The organism is Bacteroidota bacterium, from assembly GCA_016706255.1.
Lineage (GTDB): Bacteria > Bacteroidota > Bacteroidia > Chitinophagales > BACL12 > UBA7236.
On sequence record JADJJZ010000021.1, the window covers coordinates 41,115 to 54,710 of the forward strand.

Annotated in this window: 11 protein-coding genes, 1 tRNA gene and 2 pseudogenes; 9 read left to right on the forward strand and 5 right to left on the reverse strand. The window is 35.9% G+C overall.

Annotated elements, in window-relative coordinates; translation table 11 throughout:
- Positions 1-52: 52 nt before the first annotated feature.
- The 6 genes and pseudogenes from IPI65_16965 (at position 53) to IPI65_16990 (ending at position 6,763) form a co-directional block, all read left to right on the forward strand.
- Complete coding sequence (locus tag IPI65_16965) at positions 53-1,837, forward strand: DEAD/DEAH box helicase family protein (GenBank protein ID MBK7443135.1); 1,785 nt, start codon at positions 53-55, stop codon at positions 1,835-1,837.
- Positions 1,731-2,504 (forward strand): hypothetical protein, encoded by a 774-nt coding sequence (locus IPI65_16970; GenBank protein ID MBK7443136.1) that lies wholly within the window; start codon positions 1,731-1,733, stop codon positions 2,502-2,504. Before IPI65_16965 ends, IPI65_16970 begins: the two co-directional genes overlap by 107 nt.
- Before the next feature lie 3 nt (positions 2,505-2,507).
- Complete coding sequence (locus IPI65_16975; protein MBK7443137.1) at positions 2,508-3,173, forward strand: AAA family ATPase; 666 nt, start codon at positions 2,508-2,510, stop codon at positions 3,171-3,173.
- A 35-nt stretch (positions 3,174-3,208) separates the two neighbouring features.
- The gene (locus tag IPI65_16980; GenBank protein ID MBK7443138.1) at positions 3,209-3,985 is read left to right on the forward strand and encodes an AAA family ATPase; all 777 of its coding nucleotides are present in this window, start codon (positions 3,209-3,211) and stop codon (positions 3,983-3,985) included.
- Between the two features lie 173 nt (positions 3,986-4,158).
- Positions 4,159-4,752 (forward strand): hypothetical protein, encoded by a 594-nt coding sequence (locus IPI65_16985; GenBank protein MBK7443139.1) that lies wholly within the window; start codon positions 4,159-4,161, stop codon positions 4,750-4,752.
- Positions 4,753-4,754: 2 nt separating this feature from the next.
- Positions 4,755-6,763 (forward strand): annotated as a pseudogene (locus tag IPI65_16990) (site-specific DNA-methyltransferase).
- A 148-nt stretch (positions 6,764-6,911) separates the two neighbouring features.
- On the opposite strand, the gene IPI65_16995 reads toward IPI65_16990, so the two are convergent.
- The 5 genes and pseudogenes from IPI65_16995 to prmC form a co-directional block, all read right to left on the reverse strand.
- Positions 6,912-7,316 (reverse strand): hypothetical protein, encoded by a 405-nt coding sequence (locus tag IPI65_16995; protein MBK7443140.1) that lies wholly within the window; start codon positions 7,314-7,316, stop codon positions 6,912-6,914.
- A 357-nt stretch (positions 7,317-7,673) separates the two neighbouring features.
- On the reverse strand, positions 7,674-9,044 hold the full coding sequence (locus IPI65_17000; protein MBK7443141.1) for a T9SS type A sorting domain-containing protein: 1,371 nt from the start codon (positions 9,042-9,044) through the stop codon (positions 7,674-7,676).
- 30 nt (positions 9,045-9,074) lie between these two features.
- Positions 9,075-9,149 (reverse strand): annotated as a pseudogene (locus tag IPI65_17005) (hypothetical protein).
- Between the two features lie 519 nt (positions 9,150-9,668).
- Positions 9,669-9,742: transfer RNA gene (locus tag IPI65_17010), tRNA-Asp, on the reverse strand.
- 188 nt (positions 9,743-9,930) lie between these two features.
- Complete coding sequence (gene prmC / locus IPI65_17015) at positions 9,931-10,770, reverse strand: peptide chain release factor N(5)-glutamine methyltransferase (protein MBK7443142.1); 840 nt, start codon at positions 10,768-10,770, stop codon at positions 9,931-9,933.
- 807 nt (positions 10,771-11,577) lie between these two features.
- Between prmC and ribD the strand changes: the two genes are divergently transcribed.
- The 3 genes from ribD to IPI65_17030 all read left to right on the forward strand — a co-directional run bounded on the left by ribD (position 11,578) and on the right by IPI65_17030 (position 13,594).
- The gene (ribD, locus tag IPI65_17020) at positions 11,578-12,267 is read left to right on the forward strand and encodes a bifunctional diaminohydroxyphosphoribosylaminopyrimidine deaminase/5-amino-6-(5-phosphoribosylamino)uracil reductase RibD (protein MBK7443143.1); all 690 of its coding nucleotides are present in this window, start codon (positions 11,578-11,580) and stop codon (positions 12,265-12,267) included.
- A complete protein-coding gene (locus IPI65_17025) occupies positions 12,195-12,587 on the forward strand; it encodes a dihydrofolate reductase family protein (protein ID MBK7443144.1) in 393 nt (130 codons plus the stop codon). The genes ribD and IPI65_17025 overlap by 73 nt, the downstream gene beginning before the upstream one ends.
- Positions 12,588-12,724: 137 nt before the next feature.
- The gene (locus IPI65_17030) at positions 12,725-13,594 is read left to right on the forward strand and encodes a DMT family transporter (protein ID MBK7443145.1); all 870 of its coding nucleotides are present in this window, start codon (positions 12,725-12,727) and stop codon (positions 13,592-13,594) included.
- The last annotated feature ends 2 nt before the right edge of the window (positions 13,595-13,596 follow it).

Sequence of the window (13,596 nt, forward strand, 5' to 3'; positions counted from 1 at the left end):
AAAAAGCATTTTCTACAATGTAAGTTATGCCGACTATTTAATGAGTTTGCCTATGGGTGCAGGTAAAACTTTTTTGATGGCGGCTTTCATTTATTTAGACTTGTATTTTGCCGACAACGAACCAGAGAACAAAGCATTTGCACATAATTTTTTAGTGCTTATTCCTTCTGGCTTAAAATCCTCTATCGTTCCGAGTTTAAAGACAATTGAAAATTACGACCCTTCTTGGGTGTTGCCCGAACCATCGGCAAGCAAACTGAAAAAGTTATTGAAGTTTGATGTTTTAGACGAGCAGAAATCAGCCAAGAAAAGTAACAAAGCAAGAAACCCAAATGCACAAAAAGTAAACGCCTGTTTGCCTAATCCGTTCGGACAAGTGTTTGTAGTAAATGCTGAGAAAGTTATTTTGGAAAGTTTCAAGTTCAATGCACAAACTGAATTGGAACTGGAAGAAGAAGAAGACACAAGCAACGATTTAAAAAGATTATTCGGACAAATTCCAAATCTTACAATTCTAATAGATGAAGTTCACCACGCTGCAACCGATGATATTAAATTACGGCAAGCCGTAAATTATTGGCACAGCAAAGGAAATATCACAACGGTTTTAGGTTTCTCGGGAACACCTTATTTACAAGGTGCTGAAACCATCAAAGCAGGTGATTACGCTTTTAAATTTTCGCAAATAACCAACACGGTTTATTATTATCCATTGGTTACAGCGATTAAAAAATTCCTTAAAACCCCAACAGTAAAAATCGGCCAAAACCTTGACCGTTTTCAAATCATTAAAAAAGGAATTGAGGACTTTGATGCACAATACAATAAAACGGTTTATGAAAATGGAGCAATTGCGAAGATTGCTATGTATTGCAGCAACATTGAAGTTTTGGAAGAAGAAGTTTACCCGTTCCTGACAAGCGAATTAAAAATAAATCCTGTCGAGATTTTGAAATTTCACGGAGGAAATAAAAAATATTCTTTGCCAAAAGAGAATGAATTAGAGTTTCGTTCATTGGATTTGGCAATTTCTAAAAAGCGATATATTCTTTTAGTGCAAGTTGGTAAAGAAGGTTGGGACTGCCCAAGTTTAACAGGTGTAATCCTTTCTCAAAAAGGCGACAGTCCTCAAAATATGGTGTTGCAAACTTCTTGCAGGTGTTTACGCCAAGTAGACAAAGGAAAAGAAGAAACGGCTTTAATTTGGCTGAATAAAGATAATGCTGATACGCTAAACAAACAGTTGAAGCAAGAGCAAAATAGCAGCATTGATGAGCTGAACAGCGCCAAACGAATAGGTAAAGCCGAAATGGTGGAACGCCACAGCCGTATGGAATACTTGCAATTGCCGAAAGTTGAATTTTATCAAATGAAAGTTACCTATCAAAGTATTGATGAGGAAGAAACGGCAAACACAAAAGCCAAGTTAAAAGCCATCTTAAAAAAGATGGCAGATTACAAGGCTTCGGCTTTGATAAGCACAAGTGAAATTTCAAACATTGATACTGGAACAATTGACATCATTAACGAAACTGGAATTGCATTTGCCAATTTTAACCAATGGCTTTTTGAAATAAGCCGTCAAAGTTTTGGTTTGATTTCTGAAACGCAATTGCACCAATATGATACAGAACTAAACGAAATATTTGAAACCGTTTCATTTGAAAAAGACGGGAACCGTTTTTTCAATGAGTTGTATGATTTGCATTTGATACAATCAAAAATTCGTGTTGCGTTTAGCATCAAAAGGAGATTTACAAACCGACACAGAAGTAATTCCAAAACAAGCAGAATTATTGATTGCCGAACGCTTGACCGATGTAGAGAAAAATCCTAAACTCTATCCGAAAGAAGCCGACACAAATAAAATTCTTGAATTAGATAAAACAAATGAAAGTGTTGAGGTTGATATGGCCGAAGTTGAAAAGGCTTATAACCTTATGAAAGAAGCGTTGGAAGCCCAAGGAATGGCAAGTATGGTTATCTCTTACGACAGTTTTAAATCAGGTAAAGAATATTCATCAGTTGTAAAGGCAAAAAATAATTCCTTTCATTATTTACCATACAACTTTGGTAGTGGCAGCAGTGGTTTTGAAATACAAGCACTCCAAGAAACTTTGCGATTATCTAATTTCAAAACTAAAGAGTTGGAAATATACTACAATGGTGAACGTGGCTTAACTGAATTTGTAATTAATTGCTTTGCCAAAGAAGGTAAGTATTGGAAAAACATTGGGAAATACACCACCGATTTTTTAATTGTGAAACGAACCACCAAAGACAAAATTCACAAAGCCTTGCTCATTGAAACCAAAGGTGCTTTGTATGCAGAAGACAAGGTTTTTCAGAAAAAGAAAGAATACGTAGAAACCGAGTTTTTAAAGCTAAACCATGAAAAATTCGGCTACAAACGTTTCGACTTCCTATATTTGGAAGACAGCAAAAACTTTGAAGCAAACATTATTAAATTAAATAATAAAATTAACTTGTTTTTTAACGATTAATATATGAAGCTAATTGAAACTACTTTTAATAACTTTCGTTGCTTTAAAAGCTACACCTTAAAATATGGAGGCGAAACTACAGTTTTAATAGGGAAGAATGGGACTGGTAAATCTAGTATATTATCTGGTATTCGTAGGGGGCTGAGCTTTATGTTTGCTAAATCTAAAAGATATTCAAAGAGTTTAGCAATATCAAATAACGCTAATGTGAGATCTTATTTAAAAGAGGATGCAAATTATGACACAGTAAATAGAATTTACAACTATCCTATTAAAAATTCATTTATCGCTTCCTTTAGAAGTTCGACTTTGAATTGGGCAATGTTAAAAAATACCGAAAGCGGTGGATATACAACCAACTATTATAAAGAGGCGTTGCATGCTGTATTAAATGCTTATAATGAAAATTTATTGGTGGAACTTCCTGTATTGGCAGTTATTTCAGATTCTTTTCCTCACCTAAAAATCAACTTTGGCTCACGGGTGAGAAAAATAGTTAGTCAGGATATTGTCCCAAGAGATTTGGCTTATTACGGTTGGGATGATAGAACAAATTGTATTGAATTATGGCTAAATAGATTTTATAAAGTTTCAAATTTTGAGAAGGATCTTAACGATGATATAAAATCAATTGAATCCCAATTAGAAATACATAGAGGTAGGTTTTAGATGCTGAGGAAAATGATGATTCAAAATTAAATCATATTCAAGGTACTATTAAGGAGTTAAATGAACGTTTAAAATATTTAAATAGTGATAAAAGAATTAATTCATTTAGCAAAGAACGTTTGTACATAGAAAATAAACTTATAGAATTTACTAAACCCTTGTCGGAGGAATATAGTTTTATTAATAAGGAATTTGAGTTGTATAGGGTTTCAGTAAATAGACCCGATAAAAAGAATTATATTTTGGAATTCAGCTTTAAAGATGGTAGAATTATCACTTTTGATATGCTGCCTATGGGATATAAACGGATATTTTCTATTGTAATAGATATTGCTTATCGCTCTTTTATTTTAAACGAATTAAAAGAAAGCGAAGGTGTAGTTTTAATTGATGAAATAGAACTTCACTTACACCCTACTTTACAACAAGACGTCTTGCAAAGGTTCAGAAAGGCTTTCCCCAAAGTTCAATTTATAATTACAACTCACTCTCCTATAATAATTTCAAATTTCAAAGCAAATGAGACAAATACAATTATTAAACTTGAGCATGAAGGTAATATATATTTAAATGAAAATGTAGAAAATATTTATGGAATAGATTATTCTACAAACTTATCCGAAGTGATGGAAGTAGCACCACGTCCCTCTACGATTGAAAAATATATTAATGCCTATTTGTTCTTGCTTGGCAAAGGAAAAGCAGAAGAAGCAAATCAAATGTATTCAAAACTTAAGGCGTATATTGGCGGAAACATACCAGAGTTAATACAAGAGGAAATTGACGAAAAGAAAAAAGCATATGGTAAATAATGCAATATATTAACAAATTACCTAACCCGAGTCCTTCAACCGCGATAGTTGACAATTTCCTAAACCAGTGTTGGGATGGGGCTGAATATATTGGTGCTACATATGACTCTTTTCCCAAACCCCCAATACGGCAAATACTTTTGCATGAGCAAAATTATTTATGTTGTTATTGTATGAAACAACTCACTAATGACCATACAACATCATTAGAACATATTGCGCCTCATCATTGTAGTACAGTTGAGTTTAATAAATATACGCAACCTGTAATTGTTCAAAATGTGGTTCATAGATCTCTTTTTAATAGAGGAGTCATCTTGGTAATTCCAGGTATTTATCCTCATGATATTGCATATCACAATTTGCTTGCTTCATGCAATAGCAAATCCCATTGTAACCATCATCGAGATAATAATTTTATTAACTGTTTTTTTTATGACCATCAAATAACTCACAAGGTCTTATATGATTCGGAAGGGAATGTATTTTCTAGTGAGTATATTGAAGATTTGGAAACCATTGGTATATCAATTAATCAATTGTTGATAGTTTTTCGAAAGATATGGTATGAACTTGCGAAGACAAAGGAATCAGTTGGAGATGTTCTCGAAGATGATATATTAGAGGTTGTTGCAGAAATTACAATTTCAGATAAATTTCCAGTAACAATTAATGATTTTTGGGGAAGTCCATCAAAAATATCAGAATTAATGAAATACAAATGGTTTTTTGAATATTATAAAAATCAACTAAATAACAAAAACTAAATATGCCAATAAAATATATACCATATTACCCGAAAACAGTTGAAGGGCAAGCGATATTAGATAACATTACACGGACACAAAGAGTATTGCGTTACCGTGAAAATGATAAGGTTTACGACCGTCTAAAAAGAGGTATGCCTTATTACGAAGTAGAACCATTGGAAACTGTAGGCGAACCTTCTGAAAATATGGTAATTCGTGGTGAATGTATTTCGGCTTGTGCCTACCTGAAAGAGAAAGGAATTAAGGTGGACTTGGTTTACATTGACCCACCGTTTGCAAGTGGTGCCGATTATGCTAAAAAAGTTTACTTACGCAGAAACCCAAAACTTGCAGAAAAAATTGCAGCAGCCGAGCAAGAAATGGATATTGATGAACTCAAAGCATTTGAGGAAAAAATGTATGGAGATATTTGGCAGAAGGAAGATTACTTGAATTGGATGTATGAAAATCTAATGGCAATCAAAAGCATAATGAGTGAAAAAGCCAGTATATACCTTCACTTGGATTGGCACATTTCACATTATGCTAAAATATTAATGGACGAAGTTTTTGGGGATGATAATTTTGTTAATGAAATTATTTGGAGAAGAAAATTAGCTACTTCTTATGCTTCTAAGCAATTCGGAATTACAAACGACACTATTTTTTGGTATTGCAAAGGCGAAGAATATGTATTCAATGCAGAGTATTCTTTAGAAGATGAAAATACTCAAAATTATCTTGAGGGGAGGGTGGTTTTTGATGAGGTATGTAGTATATGAAATCACCACTTGTAAATTCCTTATACCGCCAAAATTTGAAATATGTTTTTAATGGAGTTGAGCCACCAGAGAACGGCTGGTTGTATAAGAAACAAAGAATGCAGGAATTATTTGATAACAACGAATTGGTAATGCCTGTTAATGGCACAGGTCGCATTTATCGCAAAATCTATGCAGATACTTATCAAGGTCAACTAATTCAAAACCTATGGCTCGACATTCCTATTGTCAATCCTATGGCGAAAGAACGATTAGATTACGCAACGCAGAAACCCGAAGCTCTTTTGCAAAGAATTATGAAAGCAAGTAGTGAAGAAGGAATGATTGTAGCAGATTTTTTTGGAGGAAGTGGCGTTACAGCGAAAGTTGCAAACGACTTGGGAAGAAAATTTATTCATAATGATATTGGTATCAATAGCATTCAAACTGTTAGAGATAGATTGAAAGAAAGCAAAGCCAATTTTCAAATTGTAGAAATTAAAGATGGAGTTAATTTGTTCCGAAATCCTCAGCAGACGATGGATAAACTGGCAACACTTATTCCAGGCTTACAAAAGGGAGTAAAAGGCATCAGTAATTTTTGGTTTGGTGCTATTACCAAAAGCAAAGAAGGTATTGTCCCTGTTTACGTTCCCAATTTACTCAACACACAGGAAAAAGTATTGGACATTCCAATCATAAACACCATCATTAATCAGGAACTGCAAAACTTAGAAGTCAACGCTAAAAGAGTAATCGTGTATTACATAGATATTGACGACCAAAAGGCATTGGAGAAATTCATAAAAGACAACAATGGTACCGAAATAGAAGTTGAGCTGAAAGACCTTAAAAATCTATTGCATGATGTGGTAATTGAGGACATCATCGATATTAGAACCACCAAAATAAAAGACGGTTACGAAACAGAAATAAACACATTCATTAGCGACCGTTTAATTCAAAAAATAGGTGAGTTCAACCAAAAAGGAAATTTACAATCCATTGCCAAAGGCAAAAAATTCAATCCTATTAACATTAGTGAAGAGGGTTTAGAATTAATAGAACTTATTGCCCTCGACTGTGAAAACACCAAAGGACAATGGCACAGCACAACCGAATTAAAAATTGATAAACTTGGATATGTAATTACAAACGGAGTAAAATCAAAAAACTTTTGGGATGGGAAAATAACAAGCGATAAAAAACCATTACGAATAAAAGTCAGAAATATCAGTGGTGATGAAACGATAAAAGAGATTAGATGACCTACAATAACACAAATAATTAAAGAAATTACACCGATGAAAGTATTTTTAGATACACGTTTAAGAATGGGTAAAAGAAAATATTAAGAAATAATTATAGGATACCATTTTCAAGAATTGTAGCCTACCCAATGCCCCAAACGTCCGATTAATCATCCATGTTTACAACCCAATTTGCAACAGATTCTGGATAATTTTCTAACAACATACTTCCTGGTACCTCTTCGTAAGTAGCAACACTTAATAGCATAGAAATTATGCGATCTCCTTTAGCAATATTAATTATAAGTTTTCTAATCTGTTCAATGAATTGGTTTAAATAATCTTCTGGTTTTGAATCAAATAACATGTCGCAACCAACTGAAATTTCATGAGCTATTTCGTTTCTAGCATCTTTTGCTGCTTTCAGAATATGATATAAATCGTTATCAAAGGCAAATGCTTTAATATGGTTGTTTAGTGTAGTTCGTGAAATCTCATCAGAGAACTTCTTCAAACTATCGTCATCATCTAAAGGAATTATTCCGGCTTTAAGTTTTAAGATTGCTGTCATGGATTGACAGAGTTTTTCATATCGTGAGGCAATTGTTAATGCACGACCAATGACACTATAATAATTATCGCTAAAAACTGTCCGTTGAAGATTATTAAAAAGATTTGTGGTTCCATTTTTTTCAAATTAAACCGTAATTCAGACGTATTTGAAGATATTCAAAATATAGCCAGAATATTTAGCTGGAATAAGTTCATTATTTTGTATAAATAGACTCACTAACTATGTATAAATTTTCTTAACTAATTTCAACTAATATAGTTTATTAATTTAGGCCGGTTTTTATTAAATTAATTTCGTCCTATTAGAGGATATTACATTTTAAATTACATTTTAAAGCTATAAAAAATGCATAAATTATTTCAAGATAATTTTACTTACATGACAATTAAATTCGTCAATTACTTTCAATAAATACGTGCCTTTTGGATATCGTAATAAATTAAGTGTAGATGGAGATCCTGATACAGTAAAAATGGTTATTAGTTGCCCTTGTAAATTATAAATTTCGACAGATCCTTGATTTATATTGTAAATATTAATAATACCAAACGATGGATTTGGATATAAATTAATGTTTTGATTTGAATTTCCAAAAATGCCCACTATGCTAATACTATAACAATCAGTAGTGTCAGAGCAGAATCCCTTAGTGAGGATTGCAGCATAATTACCATCAATAATCGGAGTAAAGTCTTGATCTATCTGACCTGATATTGGTGCGTAGTCATTATCACAATCTACCCATTGGTATTCCGCATCAGTTTCAGTGGCAGTTAATGTGTTTCCTGTCTGAGAAATTGAGGTATTAATAAATTCACAATCACCATTATATCTAATAATTGCAAAGTCTTTAGAAATATCATATCCATATCCCGCTACCAATATTTTGCCATCCGGTTGAATTAAAATTGCACTCGCTCCATTATCATTGCCTGCAATGTCAGTAGTTACTTTCCCACCTATTCCAAAGGTATTATCTAATGTTCCATCAAAATTATAGCGTACTAACGCAAAATCTGCGCTTGGGTATCCCTCTTCCCCTACTACAACAATTTTTCCGTCAATTTGTAGGCTAACCGCGGTTCCCCAATCAGAATCAGTGCCAAAATCAGTAGTAACTTTTCCGTCGCCATCAAAAGTGTTATCTAAACTTCCGTTAATATTATATCTTAAAACTGCAATATTGTCATCTGAAGTACCAGCAATAATAATTTTGCCGTCATATTGTATTGTTATTGAAGATGCACCTTCAAATTCACTTCCTAAATCTGTAATAACCTTTCCATCTAAATCGAAGGAATTATCTAAACTCCCATCAGTATTATAACGTGCTAAACCAAAGTCCTCATAAGGAATAGTACTCATAATACTCCCAGCTAAAATGATTTTACCATCATCTTGAATCGCCAGCGCCCAGCAGTCATCGGAATAGCCTGTAAAATCCGTAATTATTTTACCATCCACACCAAATGTATTATCTAGAGTTCCATTGGTATTGTATCTCGCTAATGCGAAATCAAAATAATAATCCGCGGAGCCTGCAACAACAATTTTTCCATCATCCTGAATTGCAACAGAAGTTGCTCTGGAACCACCATCAAAGTTTGTAATAACTTTACCACTAACCCCAAATGTATTGTCCAAAGTTCCATTACTATTGTAACGAGCTATAGCAAAACTATTTTCACTTGATCCGACTGCAATGATTTTACCATCATCCTGCAAAGCAACTGCAGCGCAACTTTCATAATAACTACCTAAATCTGTGGTTACCTTGCCATCATCACTAAATGTGATATCTAAACTACCATCAACATTATATCGTGCTATAGCAAAATTATCCTCAACGTCAGAGGATGTTGTACTACAGCAATTATTTTACCGTCTGGTTGAAGGATTATTGAGGAGATGCCATCATCGTTACTTGGACTAAATCCAGTGGTTACAATTCCATCGGTGCCAAATGTTGGATCAATTCCGCCAGCTTGTCCAAAACTTGAAATTTTAAAAACTAAAAGCAAACAAATTATAAATGTTAATTTTTTCTCATTTTCGTGTTTTTAGGTGTAGAATATTAATAATTGAGTGTCTTTAAATTTAGGATATTAATTGAAAATAATTTGGATCATTTCTCAAAAAGCTATAACAAATGTAAAGGTTTTTGTATTTAATTCCAACCTTCGCAATTTTCTGCTTCTTTTTAATAAAATTTAAGTTCCGCCATTATGAAAAAAGGTTCTAGCAAAATGTGTACATTGTAGTAAAATATAGGATTTGTTTTACCCATGTTTAACCTAAAAACAAAAAACCCTTGCAAAATACTCTTGCAAGGGTTTTCTGAATTCTTAGCGGAGCGGACGGGACTCGAACCCGCGACCTCCTGCGTGACAGGCAGGCATTCTAACCAACTGAACTACCACTCCGTATTGATGCTCTTTTGAACAAGTTCATTTTTCAAAAGAGATGCAAATATAAAATGTTTAAATGGAATTTGGGCAAATATTTTGGAAAATAATGTATAGTGAAATCATTAAATTGTTGGCAAGGCTTGATGGGGTTGGGTTGTGGGTGTGGGCGCGTTGTGAATTAATAATTTTTTGCGGTTTATTTTTTAGGGTTTTTGGGCGATGAGGATGCGGGGTTTGCCCTGGAGGTCGGGGAGGAGGGTGAGGTGTTGGTAGCCGAGGGTGGTTAGGCGGGTTTGGATTTCGGAGGCGCGGGTTTCGGGGATTTCGAAGTAGAGGTGGCCGCCGGATTGCAATTTTTGCATGCCAAATGCGCCAATTCGGCTGTAGAAGACTAATGGATCAGAATGGTCTGCAAAAAGTGCAGATTGTGGTTCGTATTGTAATACGTTGGGATGCATGGTTTGGCGGTCTGCAGGGTCAATGTAGGGCGGATTGGATACAATGACGTGAAACAGGGGTAAAGTGTCTGCAAACGTCTCAAAATGCAAAATATCGGCATATAGGGTGCTGACTTTTGCTCCGAGGCTAGCTGCGTTGTGAGCGGCTACTTCGAGGGCTGATGGGGAGTTGTCGATTGCAAATATTTCAATCTGTGGTAGCTCGAGGCTCAGGGTAATGGCAATACAGCCGCTGCCGGTACCGATATCGAGGATGCGGGTGCCTGGGCCGGGATTGGATTTGATGATGGTTTCTACGAGTTCTTCGGTCTCCGGGCGGGGGATGAGGACGGCGGGGTTTACAGTGAATTGTTGGCCGTAAAACCAAGCTTTGCCGAGGACGTATTGCACCGGTTCGTTGGATAAGAGGCGCTTAGAAGCGGCTTCCCACCAGAGCTGTTGCGTGGCATCGAGGGTGGGGTTGGTGCGGACGAAGGGTTTACCGAAGTGTTCTTCGGCGAGGTATTGGGCGATGTTTGCGGCTTCGCGATTGCCGTAAAGGGGGGTTAGGTTTTGGGTTAGGGATTTTATTTGGTCGCGTAGCATTTCAGTGCAAATTTAAGGGAACACAGATTTAACGGATTTAACGGATATTGGACGGATTTTTTTGGGAACGCTGAACCCGCAAGCGGGTCGCTGATTTTTGCTGATGTTAACTGATTTTTTTATAGGGTGTATTTGATGGATACTCGCTGATTTTTGGGATGGTGTGATAAAGAGTTTAACGGTTGGTGGGTTTTTGGGAACGCTGACGCAGCGGGTCGCTGTTTTGCTGATGTCACCGATTTTTTAGGGTGTATTTGATGGATACTCGCTGATTTTTTGGGGGTTGTGTTTTAGAATTTGATAAGCCAATTTTATTTCGATAAATGGGGCGGGGACGGTGGGGCGGATTTTTTGGAACGCTGCCGCAGGGGTCGCGGATTTGTGATGTAAACTGTTTTTAGGTGTATTTGATGATACTCGCTGATTTTGGATGGTGTGATTAAAAGGAACCTACCTATCGGCAGGCAGGCGCAGATTTAACGGTTTGAACGGATTTTGAACGGATTTCTTTGATTAAGATACAGTTAAATAATTTCGAAAAATGTGAGTAAATCCGATATGTAGGGGCGAATTGAATCCGCCCTTACATATCGGATTTACGAGTGGTTTGCACAAAAGGTAAAAGGAACGCTGAACCCGCAGGCGGGTCGCTGATTTTTGCTGATGTTAACTGATTTTTTTTAGGATGGTGTGTTTTAGGGGAACACGGATTGAACGGATCAAACAGATTAGGACAGATTTAATCCGTTTAAACCCGTTAAATCTGTTTAATCTGTGTTCCTTTATCTTTGTGAATTGGAAAAGTACATGCAATACTGTTTGGGCCTGGCATCGAGAGGGGCTGGCTACGTGTCACCGAATCCGATGGTGGGGGCGGTGGTGGTGGCTGAGGGGAGGATTATTGGGGAAGGTTGGCATCGGGAGTTTGGTGGGGCGCATGCTGAGGTGAATGCGTTGCAGGATGTGAAAGCTGAGGATTTGCATCTGCTTCCGCAAGCAACCCTCTTCGTTACCCTCGAACCATGTAACCATTTCGGAAAAACACCTCCCTGCACCGAAAAAATTCTTACTTCTGGAATAAAAAATGTGGTAATCGGTACATTGGACCCGAACCCGCTGGTTGCAGGAAAAGGTGTGGAGCGATTAAAAGCAAATGGAGTGCAGGTTACGGTTGGTGTTTTGGAAAATGCATGTCGCGAGCTAAATAAATTTTTCTTTTGTTATCATGAAAAAAAACGTCCGTACGTTACTATAAAATGGGCGCAGAGTGCAGACGGATTTATTGCTGCGGATGATGGGACACCTGTTCATTTTACCAATAACGAAAGTGATATTCTTGTGCATAAAATGCGCGCGGAACATATGGGTATTTTAGTCGGCGGAAAAACAATTATTACCGATAATCCGCAATTAACCACACGTTTATGGAAAGGAAAAATCCGATACGTATTGTGCTGGATACAAAAAATAATTTACCTGAAGATGCATATGTATTAGATCAATCGACATCAACTATCGTATTTAATTTTGTGCAGGATAAAACAGAAAATAATATTCGTTATATTAAAATTGAAAACGAAAATATTCCGCAACAAGTGCTTGCGCATTTATATCAATTAAATATTAATAGTGTTTTAATTGAAGGCGGAACAAAAACGATTCAAACATTTTTAAATGCCGGATTATGTGATGCGATTTATTATTTTGAATCGGAAATACAATTGGGCTCGGGTATAGCTGCACCCTTGGCTACTCAACAATTTGAAGCTAGCAGTATTGATCATGTAAACCTGTTTACGTGGATGCCAGGGGGATAAGTAACTACCGCAACGGCAGTCGAATAAGTGCAGGAAGTATTGCCCCGACTCAGTTTGAACCTTTCTCCCCCAAAAATGGCTGTTTTTATATTTTCACAAAACTAACTGTTAACTTGCCTGCTGAATTAATATAAGTCATGATTTACCTGCTGCTGAGTATTCTTACTTCGACAATGATATTTGTTGCATTCAAGCTGATTGCGAAAAATCATGTCAATATTTTGCAGGCGATTGTGATTAATTATACGGTTTGTGTTATTGAGGGTGCGTTGGTGCAAAAAGAATTTCCTTCGGCTAATTATATTATGAATACACCATGGTTTCCAAATGCGTGTATGTTGGGCGCTTTATTTATTTCGGTATTTTATATCACGGCATTAACGGTGCAATTTAGTGGTGTTGCGGTTGCTTCTATTGCGAGTAAATTATCGCTAATAATTCCCGTAATGGCTGCGTATTTTTTATATGATGAAGTATTTACACCATTAAAAATAATTGGTATTTTAATTGCCATGCTTGCCGTTGTGCTCGCGGCTTACAAGCAGGATACGGAACATCACAAACACAATTTTAATTATTATTTTTTTCCATTATTGGTTGTAATCGGCAGCGGATTAATTGACACATTTACAAAATGGAATCAGGAAAAATATTTATCGGACACTGAATTTAATTTATTTTTAATTTGTGTTTTCGGCACGGCTGCAACAATTGGTTGGCTGATTTTAATCTACAAATATATTACGCGACGTGAAACATTTTCTGCAAAAAGTATTGGTCACGGATTGCTGTTGGGCATACCAAATTATGGCACCATGTATTTTCTGATTGCGGTGTTAAGCTTACCGGGATGGAGCAGTTCGACGGTTTTTCCTGTAAATAATATCGCGATTGTTGTAGCTTCGTGTCTGGTTGCAATGGTGATTTTTAAGGAGCGACTCACGCGGGTTAATCTGGTTGGTATTATGTTATCGATTGCGGCTATTTTACTGATTATGATAAGTTAACG

What these genes read in the sequence shown, in the direction of transcription:
- ribD (MBK7443143.1), top strand. Translation starts at nt 11,578, where the DNA reads ATGCAATACTGTTTGGGCCTGGCATCGAGAGGGGCTGGCTACGTGTCA.
- IPI65_17030 (MBK7443145.1), top strand. Translation starts at nt 12,725, where the DNA reads ATGATTTACCTGCTGCTGAGTATTCTTACTTCGACAATGATATTTGTT.
- IPI65_16985 (MBK7443139.1), top strand. Translation starts at nt 4,159, where the DNA reads ATGAAACAACTCACTAATGACCATACAACATCATTAGAACATATTGCG.
- IPI65_16965 (MBK7443135.1), top strand. Translation starts at nt 53, where the DNA reads ATGGGTGCAGGTAAAACTTTTTTGATGGCGGCTTTCATTTATTTAGAC.
- prmC (MBK7443142.1), bottom strand. Translation starts at nt 10,770, where the DNA reads ATGCTACGCGACCAAATAAAATCCCTAACCCAAAACCTAACCCCCCTT.
- IPI65_17025 (MBK7443144.1), top strand. Translation starts at nt 12,195, where the DNA reads ATGGAAAGGAAAAATCCGATACGTATTGTGCTGGATACAAAAAATAAT.
- IPI65_16975 (MBK7443137.1), top strand. Translation starts at nt 2,508, where the DNA reads ATGAAGCTAATTGAAACTACTTTTAATAACTTTCGTTGCTTTAAAAGC.
- IPI65_16995 (MBK7443140.1), bottom strand. Translation starts at nt 7,316, where the DNA reads ATGACAGCAATCTTAAAACTTAAAGCCGGAATAATTCCTTTAGATGAT.